Here is a 23,361-nt window from a genome sequence, read left to right on the forward strand (position 1 = left end):
TTGTGTTGCCCCAATCGCGAGCAAGCTCGCTCCCACAGTTGATCTCGAGTGCCCACAGATTTTGTGTTCACAGGAGATCCAATGTGGGAGCGAGCTTGCTCGCGATGGGGCACTCAAGACCGAAGCAGATCTTGAGCCTTAAGCATCACGCCAACTTGCACCGATCAAAAAACCGCTCACGCCCCAGCATCATCAACGCCGCGCGCTTGTGCGGGAAGTCGAACTCTTTCTCGCAGTGGTAACCCTGATCCTGCATGTACCCGATCATCTTCCCGTTGTCGGCGCGAGGCTCGGCGACCACTCGCTGGGTGCGCGGATCGTCGAGAAACAGGAAATGCGTCAGCGCCGATAACCAGCTCGCCACCTTGTGCGGGCCACGGTGATTTTCTTCGCCCACCAGCATGTGGATACCGCGGTCGTAATCGCCGGCGTCATAGAACGGTGCTATGCGATCTTCCTTGGCCCAATAGGCTTCGAAATAGGCAAACGGCTGATCGTCGAAACAACCGATCAGCGTCACGGTGTGAGGGTCGGCGTCGAGTTTGCTCAGGTATTCGCGGTGCTGCTCGAGGCTGCCTTCCTCCTGCCAGAAACTCGCCACCCGCGGGCTGTTCTGCCAGCGATTGAAACGAGCCAGGTCCAGGTCGATGTCCAGCGTGCGCAGGGAAATCCAGGCACCGAGCCGCGCATCGAAGCGCCGATAGACTTCACCCCGTGGTTTTAGCGGGCGCAGAGGATGACGCTTGCCGCCACTGATGACCATTTGCTGCGGGTAAGTGTCGGTCAGTGCCTGGCTGAGCCACGGCTGGGGCAACTGCCAGAACAGCGTGCGTTCGCAGCGGTATTGGCCGGCGGTGTCGGTGGGAATCAGCAAACCGCTCGCCAAGGCGTCGGCGGGTAACTGCTGCAGTTGAAAAGTCAGGTGTTGGCACGCCGGATCACGGGCAAACAGCCAATAGCAGGCGGCCCAGAGCGCCTGACTTTCAGGCGTGTCCAAGCGCTGTTCGACCTGCACCTGCAACTCAGACTCTCGGGTCAGGCGCAGTTCGATCAGCGGCTGCCCTTCCAGGCTGAGGTGCAGGCGACTTTGGGTTTCATCCGCTACAAGACGGCTTCCGTTGGGCAAGGCCAGGGCAGTCAGGTCATTCAGATTGGGCATGGGTCGGGCTCACGATAATCGTCGACAGTTCAACCATGTGACGTGAGCCGGGGCAGGAAATTTAAGTGAAGTCGCGAATGATGCGACCTGCGGCGTCATTCAGGGTTTGGGCACCGGCACCACCGCAATCTTGTACGGATCGAAAATCTTCAGCATCTGCCCATTGTCCCGCAACCCTTGCAGTAACTTGCCGAACGCCTCGCCGCTGATGGGCGCGGACGGACGCAGGATCGCGTAGTGGTGATACACCTGATCGATGCGCTGCGACACCAGCAACTGATCGGCCACCTGCTCGTTGCGTAGCAGGTAATCGCTCAGGTAGGAACGCGTCACCAAGGCAATGTCTGCCCGCCCGCGCAGCACCATCAGCAGGTTGCTGTCATGGGAATAGGTCAGCGTGGCGTCATAGTTCTGCGCGAGGAATTTCGGGTCGGCATTGAAGTTGGCGAACTCGTAGTGATAGCCGCTGAACAGCGCCAGACGCTTGCCGGTGAGGTCGGAAAAATAGCTTTGCTGACGATCGGGCTTGCGTTGCGCGACGAAAATCTCGGCGTCTTCAAGCCCCATGTCGACGCTGGTGTGGGGAATGTCCTTCCAGCCCCAGTCCGGGTTCTCGAAAATGGCCATGTCGACCCGACCTTGCTTGAAATCACCGAATCGCCGAGGAATCGAAGTCGGCACCAGAACGAACTGATAGTCGCTCTGCAATTGATTCAAGGCTTCTACCAATTGCGGCAGCAGGCCAGTGTCGGCACCGGACTCCGGGCGCACGGTATAAGGCGGGAAATGTGCGGCACCGACCCGCACCAGTTGCGCAGCCTGGGACGGCAACACCCAAACCGTCGCGAGCGACGCCAGCAAAAGCCGCGTGGCCGTCCTAATTGGCGAAGACATCAAAACAACCCACTCCCCAAAAAATACCCATCAATGCATTCAAGCTAGGCGGTTTCAGCCACTTAGCCAGTTTCCTGCTGGCTCATGACAACTTATTGCTTCTCTTCGAGGACAAGAATCAATGCTTCATCGGCCAATTGATCGAGGCTCATGCTGCCGCCGGCACGAAACCAGGTGGTGGTCCAAGACAACGCCCCCGTCAGAAAACGACGCGTGATGAACACATCGCCACGGATAAAACCGGCGTCCTTGGCTTCACCCAACACCTGCAGCCAAAGCGCTTCGTAAATATCGCGCAGCGCCAGCACCTGCGCCTGACCGTCGTCGGACAGTGAACGCCATTCGTACACCAGCACCGCCATGGCCTCGCCGCTGCCACCCATGATCGACTGCAATTCGCAGCGAATCAGCGCCAACACCCGCTCGCGCACATTGCCGGCCTCGGCCAGGGCAGCGTGCATCAACGCCGTGTTGTAGCGGATGGTCTCTTCCATCACCGCCCGCAGGATCTCGTCCTTGCTTTTGAAGTGATGAAAAATGCTGCCCGACTGAATGCCCACGGCGCCGGCCAGATCGCGCACCGTGGTGCGTTCATAACCTTTGTTGCGGAACAGGTGAGCCGCCACTTGCAGCAGTTTGCCGCGGGCGCTGTCGGGGTCGGTCAATTGGCCGTTGTCGACCAATTCGCGCATGACCCCCAGGGCTTTTTGCTCGTCCACCCGTTCTCTCCTACAGTCGATCAATCAAATGCGCCACCCGCCGCTAAAACAGCGGGGTTGCGCGGGCAATTTAAGCTGGCGACGGCAACCAAGCAAGCGCTCGGGCAGAAGATATTTCAGCGATTTACAAACCAAGCGCTTGCTTGGTAGTCTCGACACACTTCTATCGGAGGTGGTTATGGAAACGACTGCGCCAGAAACGATTCGCATCGGATGCGCCAGCGCGTTCTGGGGCGATACCTCGACCGCCGCCGCGCAACTGGTGCACGGTGGGCGTCTGGATTATCTGGTCTTCGACTATTTAGCCGAAATCACCATGTCGATCATGGCCGGCGCACGGATGAAAGATCCGCAGGCAGGCTATGCGGTCGACTTCATCGAAGTCCTCAGCCCATTGCTGGGGCAACTCGCCGAACAAAACATCCGCGTCATCAGCAATGCCGGCGGGGTCAATCCGCAGGCTTGCGCCGCTGCCTTGCAAGCGGCTTGTGACAAGGCCGGGGTGGCACTAAAAATCGCCGTGTTGCTGGGCGACGACCTGCAACCGCAGTTCAAACAGCTGAGCAGTCGTGGCCTGCATGAAATGTTCAGCGGCGCGCCCTTGCCGCCGATGTGCGTCTCGACCAACGCCTACCTCGGCGCCCCGGGCATTGTCGAAGCCCTTCGTTTGGGTGCCGACATCGTCATTACCGGGCGCGTCGTCGACAGCGCGGTAGTCAGTGCCGCGCTGGTGCATGAATTCGGCTGGTCTTGGCATGACTACGACAAACTGGCCCAGGCCGCATTGGCCGGGCACATCATCGAATGTGGCGCCCAGTGCACCGGCGGCAATTTCACCGACTGGCGCGACGTGCCCGATTACGAACACATTGGCTTCCCCATCGTCGAAGTCAGCGCCGACAGCCAGTTCATCGTCAGCAAACCCGAGGGTTCTGGCGGCGTGGTCACGCCGCTGACCGTCGGCGAACAGATGCTCTATGAAATCGGCAACCCCCAGGCCTATCTGCTGCCCGACGTGGTCTGCGATTTCACCCAGGTCAAACTCGTGCAACAAGGTAAAAACGCGGTTCGGGTGCATGGCGCTAAAGGCTTGCCGCCTACCGATCAGTACAAGGTCAGCGCGACCTACCCGGACGGTTTCCGTTGCACCGCCAGTTGCCTGATCGCCGGGATCGATGCCGTGGCCAAGGCCGAACGGGTTAGCCAGGCGATCATCAACAAGACCTCGGACATCTTCAGCCAGCGCGGCTGGGCGCCCTACAGCGAAGTCAACATCGAACTCCTGGGCAGCGAAGCCACTTACGGCCCCCACGGCCAACGTCAGGACAGCCGCGAAGTAGTGATCAAACTCGCGGTGCGCCATCCGAGCAAACAGGCATTGATCGTGTTCTCCCGGGAAATCGCCCAGGCAGCCACCGGCATGGCGCCGGGGCTGACCGGGATTGTCGGCGGACGGCCGACGGTCTATCCGCTGATCCGCCTGTTCTCGTTCCTCATCGACAAAACCGCCTGCACGCTGGACATTGATCTCCAGGGCCAGCGCCACCCATGCGCCCTGCCCGCCGTCGATGTGCTCGACCCGGATGACTTGCCCGTTCCATTCGACCCGCCGCAACCCACCGGCCGCGCCGATGCCAGCGTGGCCCTGATCAAACTCGCCGTGGCGCGCTCCGGCGACAAGGGCAATCACAGCAACATCGGCGTTATGGCCCGGGAGCCCGAGTTCCTGCCATGGATCGCCGAAGCCCTGACGCCCGAGGTGATGGTCGACTGGATGAGCCATGTCCTTGACCCGGTACACGGACGTGTCGAGCGTTGGTATTTGCCCGGCACCCACAGCTTCAATTTTCTTCTGGAGAACGCCCTCGGCGGCGGCGGTGTGGCCAGCCTGCGGATCGATCCGCAAGGCAAGGCCTTCGCCCAGCAGTTGCTGGACATCCAGATTCCGGTGCCCCAGCGCATCGCCGACCAGGTCAACTAGAGGACTGTCGCCATGGCCTACGATTCGATTTTCAAAGCCAGTTTGTTTGCAGGCCAAACCATCATCGTCACCGGTGGCGGCAGCGGCATCGGCCGGTGCACCGCCCATGAGCTGGCGGCACTCGGCGCCCATGTGCTGCTGGTCGGACGCAAGGCTGACAAGTTGAAAAACGTCGCCGCCGAAATCACCGAAGACGGCGGCAAGGCGGACTGGGCCACCTGCGACATTCGTGAAGAAGAAGCGGTCAAGCATCTGGTTAGCGAGTTGATTCGCAAACACGGGCCGATTCATGGGCTGGTCAACAATGCCGGTGGCCAATACCCGTCGCCGCTGGCCTCAATCAATCAGAAGGGATTCGAAACCGTGATGCGCACCAACCTGGTGGGCGGTTTCCTGATGGCCCGGGAGGTGTTCAACCAATCCATGAGCAAACACGGCGGCGCCATCGTCAACATGCTCGCCGACATGTGGGGCGGCATGCCCGGCATGGGCCACTCGGGCGCGGCGCGTTCGGGCATGGACAACCTCACCAAGACCGCTGCCTTCGAATGGGGGTATGCCGGGGTGCGGGTCAACGCGGTGGCGCCGGGTTGGGTGGCATCGAGCGGCATGGACACCTACGAAGGTGCATTCAAAGCGGTGATTCCGACCTTGCGCGAGCACGTGCCGCTCAAGCGCATCGGCACGGAATCCGAAGTCAGCGCGGCGATCGTTTTCCTCCTCAGCCCGGCGGCGGCATTCATCAGCGGCAGCACGTTGCGCATTGACGGCGCGGCCAGCCTCGGCGGGCGGGCGTGGCCGATTCACAAGGCGACGAACAGTGAGTCGTACAACGGTTTTCACCGCGCCTACCTTCCTGATGTGCTCAAGGACAAGGAATAAGCCATGCCGGTGATCCAGTCCCAAATAGACCCGTTCAGCGAACAATTCGCCCAGAACCGCACGGCCATGCTGGTCGGCATCGAGCAGGTCCGTCAGCTCGAACAAAACCTGCTGAACAAGGCGGCCGAAGCCAAGCCAAAATTCGACAAGCGCGGCCAGTTGCTGCCCCGTGAGCGCCTCAATCTGCTGCTCGATCCCGGCGCGCCGTTCCTCGAACTGGCGAGCCTGGCCGGCTATAAACTGCACGACGACAAGGACGGCAGCTCGGCCGGTGGCGGCTTGATCGCCGGGATCGGCTACGTGTCCGGCGTGCGCGTGCTGGTGGTGGCGAACAACAGTGCGATCAAGGGCGGGACCATTTCCCCCAGCGGCCTGAAAAAGTCCCTGCGCCTGCAACAGATCGCCATGGAGAACAAACTGCCGGTGATCACCCTTGCCGAGAGCGGCGGCGCCAATCTCAATTACGCGGCAGAAATTTTCGTCGAAGGGGCGCGGAGCTTTGCCAATCAGGCGCGGATGTCGGCCATGGGGTTGCCGCAAATCACCGTTGTTCATGGTTCGGCCACGGCGGGTGGCGCCTATCAGCCAGGGTTGTCGGATTACGTGGTGGTGGTGCGTGGCAAGGCGAAGCTGTTTCTGGCCGGCCCGCCGCTGCTCAAGGCCGCGACCGGAGAAGTCGCCACCGATGAAGAACTGGGCGGCGCCGAGATGCACGCGCAAACCGCCGGCACCGCCGAATACCTGGCCGAGAACGATGCCGATGGCGTGCGCCAGGTGCGCGAGATTGTCAGTCTGCTGTCGTGGAATGCACGGTTACCGGCAGCGCCCGCCCGTTACTGGGAAGACCCGCTCTACCCGATCGATGAGCTGCTCGGACTGATTCCCGACGACCCAAAGAAACCCTATGACGTGCGCGAGATCATCGCGCGGATTGCCGACGGTTCGAGCTTCCTCGAGTTCAAGGGTGAGTTCGATCAGCAGACCATCTGCGGCCATTTACACATTCAGGGCCGTGCTTGCGGATTCATCGGCAATAACGGCCCGATCACGCCCAAGGGGGCGAGCAAGGCGGCGCAATTTATTCAGTTATGTGACCAGAGCCGGACGCCGCTGCTGTTTTTCCACAACACCACCGGGTTCATGGTCGGCACCGAATCGGAACAGCAAGGCGTGATCAAGCACGGCGCGAAGATGATTCAAGCGGTGGCCAACGCCCGAGTGCCTAAACTGACCATCGTCGTCGGCGGCTCCTACGGCGCCGGCAACTACGCGATGTGCGGCCGCGGCCTCGACCCGCGGTTCATCTTCGCCTGGCCCAACAGCCGCACCGCCGTCATGGGCGGCGCCCAGGCTGGCAAGGTGCTGCGTATCGTCACCGAGGCCAAACAGCTCAAGGACGGCCTGGTGCCCGACCCGAAAATGCTCGACATGCTCGAACAGGTCACCGCGCAGAAACTCGACAGCCAGTCCACCGCGCTGTATGGCAGCGCCAACCTGTGGGACGACGGACTGATCGACCCGCGGGATACCCGGACCTTGCTCGGTTACTTGCTGGACATCTGTCATGAGGCCGAAGTGCGGCCGCTACAAACCAACAGTTTTGGCGTCGCGAGATTCTGATCGCGGATCACAGGAGAACAATAAAAATGATCTTCACCCAGGAACACGAAGCACTGCGTCGCACGGTCCGCCAATTCGTCGATCACGAGATCAATCCCCACGTCGAAGAGTGGGAGAAGGCCGGGCGCTTCCCGATCCACGAGATTTTCCGCAAGGCCGGCGACCTCGGCTTGCTGGGGATTTCAAAACCGGAAAAATTCGGTGGGATGGGACTCGACTACAGCTATTCGATCGTGGCGGCCGAAGAGTTCGGCACGATTCACTGTGGCGGGATCCCGATGTCCATCGGCGTGCAGACCGACATGTGCACGCCCGCCCTCGCCCGCTTCGGTTCCGATGAACTGCGCGAAGAGTTCCTCCGTCCGGCCATTACCGGCGAACAGGTCGGCTGTATCGGCGTCTCGGAAGTCGGTGCCGGCTCCGACGTCGCTGGCTTGAAAACCAGTGCCCGCAAGGACGGCGACGACTACGTGATCAACGGCAGCAAAATGTGGATCACCAACTCGCCGAGCGCCGACTTCATCTGCCTGCTGGCCAACACCTCCGACGACAAACCGCACGTCAACAAATCGCTGATCATGGTGCCGATGAACACCCCGGGCATCAGCCTCAGTTCGCACCTGGATAAGCTCGGCATGCGCAGTTCGGAAACCGCCCAGGTGTTTTTCGACAACGTGCGCGTGCCGCAGCGCAACCGCATCGGCCATGAAGGCGCCGGCTTCATGATGCAGATGCTGCAATTCCAGGAAGAACGTCTGTTCGGCGCGGCGAACATGATCAAGGGCCTGGAATACTGCGTCGACAGCACCATCGAGTACTGCAAGGAGCGCAAAACCTTCGGCAGCGCGCTGATCGACAATCAGGTCATTCACTTTCGCCTGGCCGAACTGCAAACCGAAATCGAATGCTTGCGAGCGCTGGTCTATCAGGCCACCGAGCAGTACATCAAAGGTCAGGACGTTACGCGCCTGGCATCGATGGCCAAACTCAAGGCCGGGCGCCTGGGCCGCGAAGTCAGCGACAGCTGCCTGCAATATTGGGGCGGCATGGGCTTCATGTGGGACAACCCGGTGGCCCGCGCTTACCGTGACGTGAGACTGGTGTCGATCGGCGGCGGGGCCGACGAAATCATGCTGGGGATCATCTGCAAACTCATGGGCATCCTGCCGGGGAAAAAGAAATGAGCGCCCTGCCGGTTTGCCAGACCTTGCTGCTCGAATCCCATAACGGCGTGCTGCACATCACCCTCAATCGCCCGGAAAGCCGCAACGCCATGAGCTTGCAGATGGTTGCCGAACTGCGTGCGGTGCTGGCTGCGGTGCGTGATGATCGAGCCGTTCGTGCACTGGTGATCGGTGGTGCCGGTGGACATTTTTGTGCCGGCGGCGACATCAAGGACATGGCCAATGCCCGGGCTCAAGGCCCGGACGCCTATCGCGATTTGAATCGAGCGTTCGGCGCGCTGCTTCAAGAGGTGCAACACGCGCCGCAAGTGGTCATTACGGTGCTGCAAGGCGCGGTGCTCGGCGGCGGATTGGGGCTGGCGTGCGTCAGCGACGTCGCGCTGGCCGATCACCTGGCGCAGTTCGGTCTGCCGGAAACCAGCCTCGGTCTGTTGCCCGCGCAGATCGCGCCATTCGTGGTCCAGCGTATCGGCCTGACCCAGGCACGTCGACTGGCGCTGACCGCGGCACGTTTCGATGGCACACACGCACGGCGCATGGGGTTGGTGCATTTTGTCGAGCATGACGCGCAAGCGTTGGCCGAGCGCCTCGATGAAATCCTCGCCCATGTGTTGTGCTGCGCGCCGGGGGCGAATGCCACGACCAAAAAACTGTTGCTGGCGAGTGCGGGGCAGCCTTCGGACGCTTTGCTGGATGAAGCGGCCGGGTGGTTCAGCGAAGCGGTGACCGGGGCTGAAGGAGTCGAGGGGACGATGGCCTTCGTGCAAAAACGCAAACCGGGGTGGGCCCTCTAAAAGCTTCGCGGGCAAGCCTCGCGCCTACAGGTTTTGTGCCGAGCACAAATCCCGCGGCAATCGCTGTACCTGTAGGAACGAGGCTTGCCCGCGAAGAGGCCATCGCATTCACCGCAAAACCAAAGGGAAGACCTATGCCCGGACTCAGCAAAATCCTCATCGCCAATCGCGGTGAAATCGCCTGCCGCATCCAGCGCACCGCCCACGCCCTGGGCTACCGCACCGTCGCCGTATTCAGCGATGCCGACGCCGACGCCCTGCACGTCCAAATGGCCGACGAAGCGGTCAACATAGGCCCGGCCCCGGTGCAGCAGTCCTACCTGAACATCCCGGCGATCATCGACGCCGCCCGGCGCAGCGGTGCCGACGCGATCCATCCCGGCTACGGCTTCCTCTCGGAAAACGCCGAATTCGCCCTCGCCTGCCAACACGCCGGCATTACCTTCATTGGCCCGAGCCCCGAAGCGATCAAGTTGATGGGCAGCAAGCGCCTGTCGAAACTCACCATGCTCGCGGCCGGCGTGCCCTGCATCAAAGGCTATCAGGGCGCCGAACAGGACGATGCAACCCTGAGCCGCGAAGCCGCACGCATCGGCTATCCGCTGATGATCAAGGCCAGCGCTGGCGGTGGCGGGCGCGGCATGCGCCTGGTGCACAGCGCCGACGATTTGCTGGAACAGCTGCGAACCGCGCGCTCCGAAGCGCTGCACGGGTTTGGCAGCGACGAGCTGATTCTCGAACAAGCGCTGATCGATCCCCGTCATGTCGAGGTGCAGGTGTTCGGCGACCAGCACGGCAACCTGATCTACCTCGGTGAACGCGACTGTTCGATCCAGCGTCGCCACCAGAAAGTCATCGAAGAAGCGCCCTGCCCGGTGATGACCACCGATTTGCGCCAGGCCATGGGCGAAGCGGCGCTCAAGGCCGGACGCGCGGTGAATTACGTGGGCGCCGGCACCGTGGAATTCCTGCTGGACGCGCGCGGGCAGTTCTACTTCCTGGAGATGAACACCCGGCTGCAAGTGGAACACCCGGTGACCGAATTGATCACCGGCCTCGATCTGGTGGCCTGGCAGCTGCACGTCGCCGAGGGCCTGCCGCTGCCGTTGAGCCAGGAAGAAGTGCAGCTCAACGGGCATGCCATGGAAGTGCGTTTGTACGCCGAAGACCCGGCCCAGGGCTTTTTGCCGCAAACCGGTCGAATCGAGGCATGGGAGCTCGCGTTGCAAGACGGCGTGCGGATCGATCACGGCTTGATCGAAGGCCAGGACATCAGCCCGTTCTACGATCCGCTGCTGGGCAAGATCATCGCCCATGGCGCGACCCGTGAAGAAGCCCGGCGAAAACTGCTGCGGGCCGTGCAGGACAGCGTGCTGCTGGGCGTAAAAAGCAATCAACGCTTGCTCGCCAGCCTGCTGCAACACCCGCAGTTCATCAGCGGCGAATTCAGCACCGGGTTCATCCCGAGCTGTTTCGCCGACCATCCTTGCCTGCATCCGCCGGTTCCAAGCGCTGAAGAACTGGCGATTGCAGCTGCTTTGTTCTATCACGCGTCAGCGCAGGCTCATCCCGCCTCGCTGGCTGGCTGGCGGAACAACGCCAGCGTGCCTCTGCATTACCGCATCGGCCTGGAGGATCGGGACTGGCCGGTGGCATTGAACGCAGCGCCTGATGCACCGTACCGTTTGCACATCGGCGACCGAACCGTCGAATTGAAGGTCATCCAGTGCGACGGGCACTGGGCCACACTGATAATCGATGGCATTCGCCAACGTCATGCCTACCGCCTCGCGGCCGGGCAACTCTGGTTGTTCACCCGCCCCGGCAGTCTGCGTCTGGTCGATCAAACTCAAGCGCTGGTCAGCAGCCAGGCCAGCGTCAGCTCCGGCACCCTCAAGGCGCCCATGGACGGGGCAATCGTCGACGTACTGGTCAGCGAGGGCAGCCCGGTCAGCAAAGGTCAGCTGCTGGTGGTGCTCGAAGCGATGAAAATGGAACATCCACTTAAATCAGGTATCGATGGGGTGTTGAAACGCTTGCAGGTGCGGGTCGGCGATCAGGTGAAGAATCGTCAGATTTTGTTGGAGGTCGAATAAGCCGCTAGGCGGATCCGCCGGCTTTGGCTACGCTCAAGCCCTATCAGGACGCGGATACCAGGAACCCTGCGATGCCTCACTGGCTGGTGATCGATCTGGAAGCCACCACCGATGACGGTGGCTGGCCAGTTACGGAAATGGAAATCATCGAAATCGGTGCCACCCTGGTGGACCGAAAAGGGCGCGAGGTGGATTGTTTCCAGTGCTTCGTGCGGCCGCTGCGTCGGCCTTTGCTGACGCCGTTTTGCCGGGAGCTGACGCACATCACTCAGGCCAACGTCGACGCAGCGCAGACGCTGAGTGAGGTCTGGCCGTCATTCGAGCAATGGCTCGTGCACCATCAACCGGAGCTGGAGGGCTGGGCCAGTTGGGGCGATTACGATCGCAAGCAACTGCTTCAGGAATGGCAGCGACTGCAACTGGACAGCGTTCTTGCCAGCGTGCCGCACATGAATCTCAAACAGCGCTTTGCCAAGGCCCGGCGCCTGGAACGCCCACTGGGGCTCAACGGCGCGCTGCAACTGGCGGGCATGCAGTTCAATGGCCAACAACATCGGGCACTGGAAGATGCGCGCAATACAGCGCGTCTGTTGCCACAGGTTCTCCCCCTGGAGAGGTGACGCCGGCATGGGCCTTGTGCATACTGGCCGGCCCTTTTTAGCCCTTTTCGAGGAATCGCCCATGTTTAAAGTCAACGAGTACTTCGACGGCACCGTCAAGTCGATCGCCTTTGGCACCGCTGAAGGTCCTGCGACCATCGGCGTCATGGCTCCGGGCGAATACGAATTCGGCACCAGCCAGCGTGAAATCATGCACGTGGTGACCGGCGCCCTGACCGTCAAGCTGCCTGACAGCACTGATTGGGAAACCTTCGCCGCCGGCAGCCAGTTCAATGTGCCAGCCAACAGCAAGTTCCAGTTGAAAGTGGCCGTCGACACCGCTTACCTGTGCGAATACCGCGGCTAAACCCCCGGGTTTTCACAGTGACAAAAAAATGCCCGGGGCCTTTATGGTCCCGGGCATTTTTTATCCGGCGTGTTTATTCCAGGATGGTCACTGGCATGCCGACTTCAAGTTGGCCATTGCTGTCGTTGACCAGGTTCTGCCCGAACATCGCGCCGTCCGCCTCGGAGCGGTATTTCTGCAACGTGGCCAAAGGCTCGCGATCACTGTTGCGCTCACCGGTTTGCGGGTCGATGGTGGTCAGGATGCAGCGCGAACAGGACTTGACCACGCGGAACTCGACATCGCCGATGCGGATACGCTTCCAGGTGTCTTCGGCAAACGCCTCGCTGCCCTCGATCACCAGATTCGGGCGAAAGCGCAGCATTTCCAGCGGGCGCCCGACCTTTTGCGACAAGTCTTCCAGGGACGCTTGCCCGATCAGCAACAGCGGGAAGCCGTCGGCGAACGCCACTTGATCGTCGTCCTTGCCGTAGCCGGCTTGGGTGGTGCGCGCGCGATCCAGAGGAATTTGCACCAGACGCGTCGGCTTTCCAATGAACTCGCTGACCCAGGCACCGGCCTTATCACCGGCATCGGGTACGCGCAGAGTGTCTTTGAAGATCGTTACGCCCCGCAGTTCTGCATCGCTGGCGGGTAATGCAATGTCGATGGGGGAGCGGCCGGGAGCGCTGAGGGTCAAGCCACCGTCGGCATTCCACAGCGCCGACAACTGGCTCATCTGCCCCACCGCGCGCTGGGTCAGGAAGCGCCCGCTGGCCTCGTCCACGAGCATCCAGCGTCGATCACCGTCCAGACCAAGCTTGTCGAGGCTGACCTGTTGCAGGGGCTCGCCCTTGCCGGATTTCAACGGATAACGGTAAAGCGCGCTCAGACGCAACATGGCCAGCTCCCTGGTGGGCAAAAAATGCCACCCTATACGAGCTTGGTCGCCGAATCAAAGGCAGAAAATTGATCTCTGCTTACCTTGTAGGGGCGGGCTTGTTCGCGAAGGCGATGTATCAGCCAATATCAATATTGACGGTGATGGCCTCTTCGCGAGCAGGCTCGCTCCTACAAGTTGATCGTGTGCAGCCTTAGATCGAGATCAGGCCGGCACTTCGTCGAGCATCAGGCGCTGGCGCACCACGTCGACGAGTTTGTCCGGCTGGAACTTGGAGAGGAAATTGTCGCAGCCGACCTTCTTGACCATCGAGTCATTGAAGCTGCCCGACAGCGACGTGTGCAGCACCACATAGAGCCCGCGCAGGCGCGGGTCGTTACGAATTTCGGTGGTCAGGCGATAGCCGTCCATTTCCGGCATTTCCGCGTCGGTAAAGACCATCAGCAGTTTGTCGGTCATCGACACGCCCGTATCGGCCCAGGCCTTGAGCATGTTCAGCGCCTTCAAGCCGTCGCTGGCGATGTGCATCTTCACGCCCAACTGGCCCAGGGTATCGCGCAGTTGCGACAGGGCTACGTTGGAGTCGTCAACCAGCAGCACTTCACGACCACGGGCGCGCTCCAGCACCGGGTCGTCGAGTTTCTCGCGCGAGACCTTGGCGTTATACGGCACAATTTCGGCCAGGACTTTTTCGACGTCGATGATTTCCACCAACTGATCGTCCACCTTGCTGATGGCGGTCAGGTAATGCTGGCGGCCGGCGCTGGTGGGCGGCGGCAGAATGGCTTCCCAGTTCATGTTGACGATGCGGTCTACGCCGCCAACCAGGAACGCCTGCACCGAACGGTTGTACTCGGTGACGATGATCGTACTGGTAGGGCTAGGCACCAGCGGACGCATGCCGATGGCTTGGGACAGATCGATCACCGGCAACGTCTGCCCACGCAAGTTGACCACGCCGCAGACAAACGGATGACGCTGAGGCATCAGGGTCAGCTTCGGCAATTGCAACACTTCCTGCACTTTAAAGACGTTGATCGCGAACAATTGCCGACCGGCCAGCCGGAACATGAGAATTTCCAGGCGATTCTCACCCACCAGTTGCGTGCGTTGGTCTACCGTGTCGAGAATGCCGGCCATTAATGACTCCTGGGCTTGTACTGATGAATTCACTAAAGAGAGTTATCGGCTGTTTTTGCCAGACCTTGACCCTTAGACAAAATGCCACGACCGGGCATTGATGTCACATTAACATCATGCTTTACTGGCGCAGTGATTTCATCTGCTTCATCCCCTGCGGCGCGACCTCGGTTTGCACGTTAGGTTCCCCTGTGTAAGGGATTCCCCTAGTAACAATCAGGCCCAACCTGATATTCGCAATATCCAATAGCCATTAATGTGACGCCATTCTCATTGCATGAACGGAGTCAGGCTTTTGTGTGCGATCGCAGGTAAGTGGCCATCCACCCTCTCGAGTTCCCCAGCCTGCGCCCAGGTCAGCCGGAGCGCGATCTCATGCCGGCACGGCAGCGTCGGGACGCTGGACGTCTTCGTCGACACACACGACATCCCCTCATTTGACATGACGTTGTGGAGATAAGCATGCCGAACGACCCTAAACAGTGGGCTCAGCGTTTACCGGAATTTCTGGTCGAAGCTGAAACACTCCTGGCCAAATCGGAGGAGTGCCTGAGCCATCTGCAGCTCATCAGCAATGACAAGGACGCAATCGATTGCATGCTCAGCAGCCTGCTAAAACTGGCCAGCAGAGCCGACGCTCTGGCGCTGGAAGCGGTGTCCGAATTTTCGCTGCACATCCACGGTTTGCTGAACCACGCCCAAAGCCACATGGAACTGCACGACCAGGCCTTGGGCGCACTGAAGGACTGCTTTACGTTGATGGCCTGGCAACTCGAACTCATCGATCAGACCACCGGCCAACTCAGTCTGGATAACAGTGAACAGACTTCCCTGATTGAAGCCTTTGCGTTTCAGGTCGGACAAAGTCATTTTCAGTTAGCGGTTAACTCCAAACCGTTCACGCTCGTTTCCTATTCTGAGCGGCAGGCTTAATTCTTCCGACAACTAGGCTGTGCTGCGTATTCTTATTGCCATGATGCCGCTCATTAACTTGGGTGCGCTCATGTCGCAATTGAATATTTCATACCTGCCAACGACAGTTCGATACAAATAATTATCCCCCCATAAAACTTTTTCCATTGTGGAACTATCGTCCAGAACTTTAATTCCTGACCGAATAGACATATATAGCAAACGCGACCGACGGTATCTTAAGTGGTATTATGCCGACCTTTAGTTGACGCTAATTAATGGCAATGTGATTCCAGATGACAGCAGCCCGATAAGTTGAAGGCTCTGGTTTCAACCCTGGACAGCACTGCTCAAGACGAGTCACTACAGATTTTCAGACAGAGACCCGTCAACCACGATGGCCGGTCTGCCCGCAGCGAACATCCATTGGCTCCATCCGCTATGTACGCCAGTCTCAAGTCAATCACCCTATGGCCACCCTCCCAAACAAACGCGCGACGGTTCACGCTTTTGCTGTGTACCAGCTCGGCGCTTGGCAGCTTGCTGGCCTTCAGCCTGTCTGTGCCACTACCGGTCAGCCTGCTGGTACTCAATCTGGCGGCACTCGTCTGCGTCTGGGTTCAACATTGCCTCTCGCGCAAGTCGATAAAATTTCAGCCGCAAGAGCTGGCCGATCGTCTGCTGGAAGTACAGGAGAACGAACGTCACCGGCTCAGTCGTGAATTGCATGACGACATCGGCCAGTTGCTGACCGCTGCAAAACTTCAAAGTGAGTGGCTAAAACGTCGTATGCCTGAAGACATGCAAGGCCAGTGCTCGGTGCTCTGCGACACACTGGACGAAACCCTGGCCAAAGTTCGTGATGTCTCGGCCATTCTCAATCCCAGGCAGTTGGCCAGTCTTGGACTGGAAGCCAGTTTGCGTGCGCATCTGCTCAAGACGCTGGTCAATACATCGATGCACTGGAGCCTGGAATGCCATCAACGCCTGACCGGCATACCGGAAGAAATGGCGGTGGCAGCCTTTCGAATCACCCAGGAAGCGGTCACCAACATTCTGCGCCACGCCGAAGCGAACAACCTGTTGATCCGCCTGCAACGCACGCCCCAGGGTTTGGCGCTGTTGATCAGCGACGACGGCCTGGGGTTCGCGCCAGCCGCAGACCCCGGTCGAGAGGGACAACGCGGGATGGCCGGGATGGTGGAACGGATCGATCAACTGGGCGGTACCTTGAACGTGACCAGCGAGCCGGGCAAAGGTACTCAAATTGAAGCACTCTTTCCCTGGGCGCCCCGTGCGCTCGAACGGGCCAGTACGAATAAGGTTATGCATTGACTTGTAACTTACTTCTGGTGGATGACCACTCGCTTATCAGGGCAGGCGTGCGCGCTCTGGTGCTGGATATTCCCGGCTACGCGGTCATTGGTGAGGCCAATGACGGCTCGCAGCTACTCGAGATGGTCGAGAAGCTGTCCCCTGACATCGTTCTTCTGGATATCTCCATGAAGGAGACCGGCGGCCTTGAAGCCTTGCAGCGACTCAAGCGGGTCCGCCCGCAAAGCAAGGTGCTGATCCTGTCGATGCACACTGACCCAGCCCTGATCATGCAGGCGCTTGAGTCCGGTGCTCATGGCTATTTGCTCAAAGACACCACGGCCACCGAGCTGGAACATGCCCTGGATGCCTTGCGCAATAACGAACGCTACCTGAGCCCGGCCATTGCCCACACGGTTATCAACCAGGCACTGATCCGCAACCAGAAGCATCAGCCCGAGCCTGCGGACTCGCACAACCTGACGGCCCGCCAGCTGGAAATCCTGCGGCTGATTGTTCGCGGCAAATCCACCCGGGAAATCGCCAATGGCCTGGGCCTCAGCATCAAAACCGTTGAAACCCATCGCTCGCAGATCATGAAGCGCTTGCAGATCTACGACGTGGCCGGCCTGGTGCTGTTTGCCGTGCGCGAGCAAATCATCAGCCTGGACGACTGACCGTTTTCGAAGCGCTCAGCAGAGGCGAGTTCTGCGGCAAATGCACGCGCAATGCCGCCGGACGCGCCGAGAATCGCAGGCTCTCGCTCTCGATAGGTTCGCCATCCAGATTGATGTAGAGGCCTTCCGCAACCTTGATCTCGACCCATGGCAGGCGAGCTCGCACAAACATGTTGTCGATGCCGAAGCCATCGGCCAGCAACGTTTTCAACGTACCGACCACTTCCTGCGGCGCCGGCAAAATGCTGATATCCAGCAGACCATCGTCAGCCAGGGCCTCCGGGCACAGCACATGACCACCGCCAGCCTGCCGGCCATTGCCGATACCCAACGCCAAAAGCTCACCACTCCATTGAAAGTCCGGCCCCTGCAACTCGCCGTAGGCGGCATGCAGTTCGCTGAAGCGCGATAACCCGGTGAACAGATAAGCCGCGCCCCCGAGGACTTTCTTCAAGTCTTCCGAGGTATTCGCCGTGACCTGACTGCCAAAGCCGCCGGTGGCCATGTTCAGAAAAACTTGACCGCCCACCTCGCCCAGATCGATCGCCTGCGGCGCGACCTCCAGCAGGTCCAGCGCCAGAACGGGTTCGAGCGGCACGCCGGCAGCGCGCGCAAAATCGTTGGCGGTGCCCAGCGGCATCAGCACCAGGCTGGCCTGCGTCGAATGGGCTGCCATGGCCTCGGCGATATCACGCAAGGTGCCATCACCGCCGCCAGCAATCAGTTGCGTATAGCCCGCGCTCAATGCTTCTTCCACCAGCCGCTGCGCGTCACCCGCCTCCCAGGTCAGTCGGACGGCCAACTCCCAGCCCTGCTTGCGCTTAACGTCGACGGCCGCGCGGACCTCCTCGTTGAGCGCCTGCTTGCCATGCAGAATCAACAGCGCCTTGCGCTCATTCATTATTGTCGCTCCCATGTTTGGAATCCGTATGGGAGATGTTGACCTCACCACCCCCTAAAAAAGTCGCACGGATTTGTTTTTTTTTGGCGCGTGCAGCCTTGTGGTCCTACAGCGCGGGAAATTTTCTTACAACATGTGCGGAATCGGCTCAATTGACCAACCTTGGCGATTGGTACACCTTGAGGTCCGCAGCATCAGTCATCAACATTCATCACACAGGGATGTGCAAACCATGAGTAGACCGTCTTCAAGGGCCACACAAAGCGCAATCAACAACAGTGTCGGCCACGCAAAGGGATGTAAGGCAAGGAGCGTTTCAGCCCATGCAAAGCCATGACATCAGGTTACCGATCAGTCAGGTCGCGACAATGGCAGACACTCGCGCCAATCATCAGGCTGAATTCAATAACAACGCAAAGCCCGCCGGAGGAGTTGATATGGAACCTCGCGTCATTGAACTCGAAACACACCTCAAATACATCCGAAGAGACATGGAAGAGGTCCGTGGCGATGTTAAATCCATCAAACACAGGCTGGCCTATTCTGCGGGTGGAACAGCCGTGGTCCTGGGGCTGCTGGGCTGGGTCGCCAACAGCCGCTTTGATCAGGTCGTGTCACTTCTGGTTCGTTAAACGCTAGCCATGCACGCAAGCTCGGGCAAGATCAACCGGGCTTGCGTGGCAAGACTTTCGCCAGAATCAGCCCAGAACTTCGCTCAGCGGAATGAAGTTCACGTAATCGCCTTCGATCAGCGTGCGGTCTTCCAGTACTTCAACCAGACCATCGGCCCAGGCGGCACTGCGGAGCACCCCGGAGCTCTGATTCTTGTAGATGATTGCCCGACCATGCTCCAGGCGTCCACGCAAATACTCTCGGCGATTACCAGCCTTTGGCCAGTCGAACCCTGCAGGCACCTGAAACTTTAATGGCTCGACCTCCCTCACACCCTGGCGGCGCAAAAGATAGGGTCTGGCCAACAAGGCAAATGTAACCAGCGTCGACGCAGGGTTGCCGGGCAAACCAATCACGGGGACGCCGCGAAAATGACCGAACGTCAGCGGCTTGCCTGGTTTGATGGCGAGTTTCCACAGGGTCAACTCGCCCTCTTCGCGCAAGGCAATGCCCAGAAAATCGGCCTCTCCCACAGACACGCCGCCGGTAGAAAGGATCAGGTCGACATCCTTCAACTCGCCAAGGCGGGCACGAGTGGTCGCTAAATCATCGGGGAGTATTCCGGCATCAATCACTTCACAGCCCAAGCGCTGCAACCAACTGCACAGCAACACGCGATTACTGTTGTAAATCTGTCCCGGCCCAAGGGGCTGGCCCGGCTCTATCAATTCGTCTCCGGTTGACATGACCGCAACACGAATCTTGCGAATCACGTCCAGCTCAGCACATCCCAGCGACGCCGCCAGGCCCTGCTCGATAGGTCCGAGGCGTGTACCTGCCGGCAAAACAAGTTCGCCAACGGTGGTTTCCTGGCCTTGCGGGCGAATATTTTGACCCGGGGTCATCGTCTCGATAAAACGGACGCGCTCGTCCGCCTGGACCTCGGCGTTCTCCTGCATCTCGACGCAATCGGCACCCGCCGGTACAGGCGCTCCGGTAAAGATCCGGGCGCAGGTACCTGGCTTCAACGGCTCGGGTGCCTGGCCGGCAAAAATCTTTTGACTGACCACCAAGGGTTCGCCCGCCCAGTCAGCGACGCGCAAGGCATAGCCGTCCATGGCACTGTTCGGCCAGGGCGGCAGATCAAGCATCGAGACCAGGTCATCGGCCAGTATGCGCCCCTGAGCCTGCGCCAACGGCAAGCGCTCACGCTCACGTATCGTTGATGCCTCAGCCATTTCCAGCAAACGCGCCAGCGCCACTTCGACCGCCATCAAGCTGCCGGTTTTGCCGGGCTTACCCACGGGATTCACAGGGTGCCGCCTGTTTCAGGTGAGCGACGAAATTGCAGGGACGGTGCCGCGAATCCAGTTGTTCAGCGAGAATGCCATCCCAGCCAGTGCGCACAGCATTGGTCGAACCCGGCAAACAGCAGACCAGCGTGCCATTGGCCAAACCCGCCAGGGCCCGGGACTGAACAGTCGAAGTGCCGATGTCCGCGACCGAAATTTGCCGGAACAGCTCGCCGAAACCGTCGACTTGCTTGTCCAGCAGACAGCTCACCGCTTCCGGCGTGCTGTCGCGCCCCGTGAACCCCGTACCGCCGGTGATCAACACCACCTGCACGACGTCATCGGCAATCCAGTTGGCGACTTGCGCGCGAATTTTGTAGAGATCATCTTTAAGCAAAACCCGAGCAGCCAGGTTATGGCCGGCAGCGCTCAAACGGTCGACGAAAAGTTGTCCTGACGTATCGGTTTCCAGGGTGCGGGTATCGCTGACAGTCAACACCGCGATGTTGAGCGGCGTGAAAGGTACATCAGCCTTGGCTTTCATAGGCTCGTCCAGTTGTAGGATAAACAGCCCGGTGTTATATCACAGCGCCCCGGTTTTTCGCCGCCCCCATGGAGACGTGCCATGACCTCAAATACACATTTGCCGCCCTGCTCCATTCTGCTCCTGGCAGGTGGTAGAGGCCAACGCATGGGCGGTCAGGACAAGGGTTTGCTGGAATGGCATGGCGAGCCGCTGATTGCGCATCTGCATCGCAAGACCCGCGAGCTGAGCGATGACCTGATCATCTCCTGCAACAGGAACCTGGAAAAGTACGCGCCTTATGCCGACCAGTTGGTCCATGACGATGAAGGCGACTTCCCGGGACCTTTGGCCGGTATTCGCGCCGGTCTCAAGGCCGCCCGTCACCCCTATCTGCTGGTGTTGCCGTGCGACGTGCCGCGCATCGATGCGACCCTGCTCCAGAGCATGCGCGAAACCGCCCGCCAGCATCCGGATAAACCGCTGATGCTGCGCCATAACGAACACTGGGAACCATTGCTGTGCATCATCCCCGTGGCGCTCTCGGCAGACTTCGAAACGGCTTGGCACGACGGCGAACGCAGCCCGGGTCGCCTGATGCGTAAACTGGGTGCTACCGCCCTGCAATGCCCCGACAACGATCCTCGCCTGGCCAACCTCAACACGCCAGAGCTGTTAAGTGAACACAACACTGTGTCAGACTGACACGAGAAGGAACTTGCGCGCGTTGTATACGTCTCAAGCTCAGTAACCAAAAGAATTCATATTCGGAGACACACTCATGACTCAACGGACCCTCGCCACTCTCATGCTCGCACTGGGCCTCGCGACCCTCGCCGGTTGTGCATCGCCTACAGTGATCACCTTGAATGACGGTCGCGAAATCCAGGCTGTCGACGCGCCAAAATACGATGAAGAATCGGGTTTCTACCAGTTCGAACAACTGGACGGCAAACAAACCCGCATCAACAAGGATCAGGTTCGTACCGTTAAAGAGTTGTAATCTTTACGGCACCACCGGATACAGAAAAGCCCGCTTATAGCGGGCTTTTTCGTGCCTGAAGCAATGTAATCACCATTGCAGGGTGATCGTGCTCTCGAATTCACGTTGCTGGCCGGTGACCGGGTCGACAAACCGCAAACCCTGGGCCAACAGCTTCAAGGGATTGGCATAGTCGTCCTCGACATCCTTGAGCACCTGCGGGTAGAACGGGTCGTTGCAGATACTGGCGCCCAAAGCGGTCATATGCACCCGCAACTGATGTTTCTTGCCGGTCACCGGATAAAGTCCATAACGCCAGAGATCGCCGTGCTTCTCACGAACCTCGACTGCCGTCTCGGTGTTGCTGGCACCCGGACCTTCCTGCATGCGAAAGAATGGCTCGCCATCGACCAGCCGACTTTTATGAACCAATGGGAAGCTCAGATCAGGCAATGCGCGGGCGATTGCTTCGTAGCGTTTTTCGATATTCCGTGTAGGGAACAACGACTGGTAAGCCGAGCGACTCTCGGGGTTCGCTGAAAACAACACCAGTCCCGCCGTGTGCCGGTCAATCCGATGCAAAGGCACAAGATTCGGGTTATCCAATCGACGGATCAGCCGTCGCAACAACGTCTGCTCTACGTATTCCCCGGCAGGCGTCACTGGCAGAAAATGCGGCTTGTCCGCCACCACCAGGTGGTCGTCGGCGTACAGGATCGATTCGACCACCGGGATCGGTTTTTCGTCAGGCACCTCACGGAAGTAATGAATCCGCAGGCCTTCCTTGTAACGCAGATCAAGGGCGATCGGTTGACCGTGCCCGTCAAGCACGCGACCGCGAGCAATTCGGTCCAGCCATTGTTCTCGACCGATAGCGCTGAAATGCTCACACAAACAATCGAGCACCGTCTGCCACGGCCCCGGTGGCAAGTAGAGCGTGCTGGCCTGGTTGTGTGCAGCAGAAAAAGATGAAGTGGACATACGAACGCTCTGACCCTCAATGCAGGGCAGCATTATCCAACAGCGGCCGGAACGAACCTAGTAGAGAATCCTCACGCCGGTATCTGCGCGCGTGCCGCCGCCTCGGTGAACTCCTTGAGCCAGCGCAGCACATCGACCGCTTCCCAGCGGCCTGGATCATAAAGCGCATACAACAAGCCCTGATAGCCAACGACATCGAGCTGGCGGTGATAACCCGCGCGCTGGAACAACGCTTCGATTTCGGCAAAACAGGTGTTGAAGTGCAGTTTGTTGAAGGGTGTTTTTCCTTCCAGGACCAGACCATCAAGACGCAGTTCGAGGACCGCCTCGCGCACCACATCGGCCGACATCCGGTTCACACTGTTCTTCAATTGCTCGACATTGACCAAGGCTCATCCCTCTGACTTCCGGGATCGCTTGCCCAAACCCGAAACAGGGAAAAACATGGCAGGCGATCAGAGTTACTGTACGGACATACAGTAACTCAATAATCTGCCTTTCGCCAATGCATCAACGTGGACCGCGACGGGCGGGAGTAGTCCCACACCTGCAATCAGCGCAAGAACGCTACTACCTCATCTGCGTTGAATGGCCAGTCAAGTTCTGCGCCGCTATCAATACGCTTCAGCACCGGAATACGTAGACCGTAGTTTTCAACCCAGTCTTCGCTTTCCGCAATATCGACGAGTTCAACCAACAAACCGTGCTCGACAAACTCCATCAGCATGGCTTCAGCGACTTCACAAAGATGGCAACCAAGGGTGCCGAAAAGCTGACATTCAGGAGGCATGACAAAAAGACCAGTCAAGTTTGGCGTTCATTCTAGGCCCGACGGCAACCGCAGTCGAGCCA

25 protein-coding genes are annotated in these 23,361 nt (G+C 59.5%); 14 read left to right on the forward strand and 11 right to left on the reverse strand.

The genetic code is table 11. The features are described from left to right. Positions 1-145 precede the first annotated feature (145 nt). From K0F88_RS12815 to K0F88_RS12825, 3 genes are all read right to left on the reverse strand, one after another. Positions 146-1,159 carry a GNAT family N-acetyltransferase gene (locus K0F88_RS12815; protein ID WP_094468317.1) on the reverse strand — a complete coding sequence of 338 codons (1,014 nt, stop codon included), beginning with the start codon at positions 1,157-1,159 and terminating at the stop codon, positions 146-148. A gap of 99 nt (positions 1,160-1,258) precedes the next feature. Continuing rightward, positions 1,259-2,053: an ABC transporter substrate-binding protein gene (locus K0F88_RS12820; protein ID WP_176457670.1), complete on the reverse strand. Its 795-nt coding sequence runs from the start codon at positions 2,051-2,053 to the stop codon at positions 1,259-1,261. Between the two features lie 92 nt (positions 2,054-2,145). After that, positions 2,146-2,772, reverse strand: a complete 627-nt coding sequence (locus tag K0F88_RS12825) for a TetR/AcrR family transcriptional regulator (protein ID WP_219095288.1) — start codon at positions 2,770-2,772, stop codon at positions 2,146-2,148. 178 nt (positions 2,773-2,950) lie between these two features. Between K0F88_RS12825 and K0F88_RS12830 the strand changes: the two genes are divergently transcribed. From K0F88_RS12830 to K0F88_RS12865, 8 genes are all read left to right on the forward strand, one after another. Continuing rightward, complete coding sequence (locus tag K0F88_RS12830; protein WP_219095289.1) at positions 2,951-4,753, forward strand: acyclic terpene utilization AtuA family protein; 1,803 nt, start codon at positions 2,951-2,953, stop codon at positions 4,751-4,753. A gap of 12 nt (positions 4,754-4,765) precedes the next feature. After that, positions 4,766-5,635: an SDR family oxidoreductase gene (locus tag K0F88_RS12835; RefSeq protein WP_219095290.1), complete on the forward strand. Its 870-nt coding sequence runs from the start codon at positions 4,766-4,768 to the stop codon at positions 5,633-5,635. Between the two features lie 3 nt (positions 5,636-5,638). Next, complete coding sequence (atuC, locus tag K0F88_RS12840) at positions 5,639-7,255, forward strand: geranyl-CoA carboxylase subunit beta (protein ID WP_219095291.1); 1,617 nt, start codon at positions 5,639-5,641, stop codon at positions 7,253-7,255. A gap of 26 nt (positions 7,256-7,281) precedes the next feature. Further along, positions 7,282-8,439: a citronellyl-CoA dehydrogenase gene (atuD, locus tag K0F88_RS12845; RefSeq protein ID WP_083374689.1), complete on the forward strand. Its 1,158-nt coding sequence runs from the start codon at positions 7,282-7,284 to the stop codon at positions 8,437-8,439. Beyond that, positions 8,436-9,233, forward strand: a complete 798-nt coding sequence (locus K0F88_RS12850; RefSeq protein ID WP_094468324.1) for an enoyl-CoA hydratase/isomerase family protein — start codon at positions 8,436-8,438, stop codon at positions 9,231-9,233. Before atuD ends, K0F88_RS12850 begins: the two co-directional genes overlap by 4 nt. A gap of 134 nt (positions 9,234-9,367) precedes the next feature. Further along, positions 9,368-11,329 (forward strand): acetyl/propionyl/methylcrotonyl-CoA carboxylase subunit alpha, encoded by a 1,962-nt coding sequence (locus tag K0F88_RS12855; RefSeq protein ID WP_219095292.1) that lies wholly within the window; start codon positions 9,368-9,370, stop codon positions 11,327-11,329. Between the two features lie 71 nt (positions 11,330-11,400). Further along, positions 11,401-11,949: an exonuclease domain-containing protein gene (locus K0F88_RS12860; protein ID WP_219095293.1), complete on the forward strand. Its 549-nt coding sequence runs from the start codon at positions 11,401-11,403 to the stop codon at positions 11,947-11,949. 61 nt (positions 11,950-12,010) lie between these two features. After that, positions 12,011-12,295, forward strand: coding sequence for a pyrimidine/purine nucleoside phosphorylase (locus K0F88_RS12865; protein WP_010461229.1), 285 nt, complete (start codon positions 12,011-12,013; stop codon positions 12,293-12,295). Positions 12,296-12,368: 73 nt separating this feature from the next. Here K0F88_RS12865 and K0F88_RS12870 read toward each other — a convergent pair whose 3' ends face one another. Both K0F88_RS12870 and K0F88_RS12875 read right to left on the reverse strand, forming a co-directional pair. Then, positions 12,369-13,175 carry an MOSC domain-containing protein gene (locus tag K0F88_RS12870; protein WP_219095294.1) on the reverse strand — a complete coding sequence of 269 codons (807 nt, stop codon included), beginning with the start codon at positions 13,173-13,175 and terminating at the stop codon, positions 12,369-12,371. 204 nt (positions 13,176-13,379) lie between these two features. After that, positions 13,380-14,315: a chemotaxis protein CheV gene (locus tag K0F88_RS12875; RefSeq protein WP_131060074.1), complete on the reverse strand. Its 936-nt coding sequence runs from the start codon at positions 14,313-14,315 to the stop codon at positions 13,380-13,382. Positions 14,316-14,777: 462 nt separating this feature from the next. Here K0F88_RS12875 and K0F88_RS12880 point away from each other — a divergent pair, with 462 nt between their 5' ends. From K0F88_RS12880 to K0F88_RS12890, 3 genes are all read left to right on the forward strand, one after another. Further along, positions 14,778-15,248, forward strand: coding sequence for a hypothetical protein (locus K0F88_RS12880; RefSeq protein WP_094468329.1), 471 nt, complete (start codon positions 14,778-14,780; stop codon positions 15,246-15,248). Positions 15,249-15,668: 420 nt separating this feature from the next. Next, positions 15,669-16,562, forward strand: a complete 894-nt coding sequence (locus K0F88_RS12885) for a sensor histidine kinase (RefSeq protein ID WP_219095407.1) — start codon at positions 15,669-15,671, stop codon at positions 16,560-16,562. Beyond that, positions 16,559-17,218, forward strand: coding sequence for a response regulator transcription factor (locus K0F88_RS12890; protein ID WP_219095295.1), 660 nt, complete (start codon positions 16,559-16,561; stop codon positions 17,216-17,218). The genes K0F88_RS12885 and K0F88_RS12890 overlap by 4 nt, the downstream gene beginning before the upstream one ends. On the opposite strand, the gene yegS is transcribed toward K0F88_RS12890, so the two are convergent. Further along, a complete protein-coding gene (gene yegS / locus K0F88_RS12895) occupies positions 17,202-18,119 on the reverse strand; it encodes a lipid kinase YegS (protein ID WP_219095296.1) in 918 nt (305 codons plus the stop codon). The two genes, K0F88_RS12890 and yegS, sit on opposite strands and share 17 nt — an antisense overlap. A 323-nt stretch (positions 18,120-18,442) precedes the next feature. Here yegS and K0F88_RS12900 point away from each other — a divergent pair, with 323 nt between their 5' ends. Then, complete coding sequence (locus K0F88_RS12900; protein WP_094468333.1) at positions 18,443-18,751, forward strand: hypothetical protein; 309 nt, start codon at positions 18,443-18,445, stop codon at positions 18,749-18,751. A 66-nt stretch (positions 18,752-18,817) separates the two neighbouring features. On the opposite strand, the gene glp is transcribed toward K0F88_RS12900, so the two are convergent. Both glp and moaB read right to left on the reverse strand, forming a co-directional pair. Next, positions 18,818-20,044 carry a gephyrin-like molybdotransferase Glp gene (gene glp / locus K0F88_RS12905; RefSeq protein ID WP_094468334.1) on the reverse strand — a complete coding sequence of 409 codons (1,227 nt, stop codon included), beginning with the start codon at positions 20,042-20,044 and terminating at the stop codon, positions 18,818-18,820. Further along, the gene (gene moaB, locus K0F88_RS12910) at positions 20,028-20,567 is read right to left on the reverse strand and encodes a molybdenum cofactor biosynthesis protein B (RefSeq protein WP_094468335.1); all 540 of its coding nucleotides are present in this window, start codon (positions 20,565-20,567) and stop codon (positions 20,028-20,030) included. The genes glp and moaB overlap by 17 nt, the downstream gene beginning before the upstream one ends. An 81-nt stretch (positions 20,568-20,648) precedes the next feature. Here moaB and mobA point away from each other — a divergent pair, with 81 nt between their 5' ends. Further along, positions 20,649-21,251, forward strand: coding sequence for a molybdenum cofactor guanylyltransferase MobA (gene mobA / locus K0F88_RS12915; protein WP_094468336.1), 603 nt, complete (start codon positions 20,649-20,651; stop codon positions 21,249-21,251). Between the two features lie 76 nt (positions 21,252-21,327). Further along, complete coding sequence (locus K0F88_RS12920) at positions 21,328-21,549, forward strand: YgdI/YgdR family lipoprotein (RefSeq protein WP_219095297.1); 222 nt, start codon at positions 21,328-21,330, stop codon at positions 21,547-21,549. A 69-nt stretch (positions 21,550-21,618) separates the two neighbouring features. On the opposite strand, the gene K0F88_RS12925 is transcribed toward K0F88_RS12920, so the two are convergent. The 3 genes from K0F88_RS12925 to K0F88_RS12935 all read right to left on the reverse strand — a co-directional run bounded on the left by K0F88_RS12925 (position 21,619) and on the right by K0F88_RS12935 (position 23,299). Next, on the reverse strand, positions 21,619-22,509 hold the full coding sequence (locus K0F88_RS12925) for a pseudouridine synthase (RefSeq protein WP_094468338.1): 891 nt from the start codon (positions 22,507-22,509) through the stop codon (positions 21,619-21,621). Between the two features lie 71 nt (positions 22,510-22,580). Beyond that, a complete protein-coding gene (locus K0F88_RS12930) occupies positions 22,581-22,898 on the reverse strand; it encodes a transcriptional regulator (RefSeq protein ID WP_219095298.1) in 318 nt (105 codons plus the stop codon). A 164-nt stretch (positions 22,899-23,062) separates the two neighbouring features. Next, a complete protein-coding gene (locus tag K0F88_RS12935; RefSeq protein WP_094468340.1) occupies positions 23,063-23,299 on the reverse strand; it encodes a glutaredoxin family protein in 237 nt (78 codons plus the stop codon). Positions 23,300-23,361: the final 62 nt, after the last annotated feature.

Origin of the sequence: Pseudomonas sp. UMAB-40, from assembly GCF_900095275.1 — a bacterium.
In the GTDB taxonomy this organism is placed as follows: Bacteria; Pseudomonadota; Gammaproteobacteria; order Pseudomonadales; family Pseudomonadaceae; genus Aquipseudomonas; species Aquipseudomonas mandelii_B.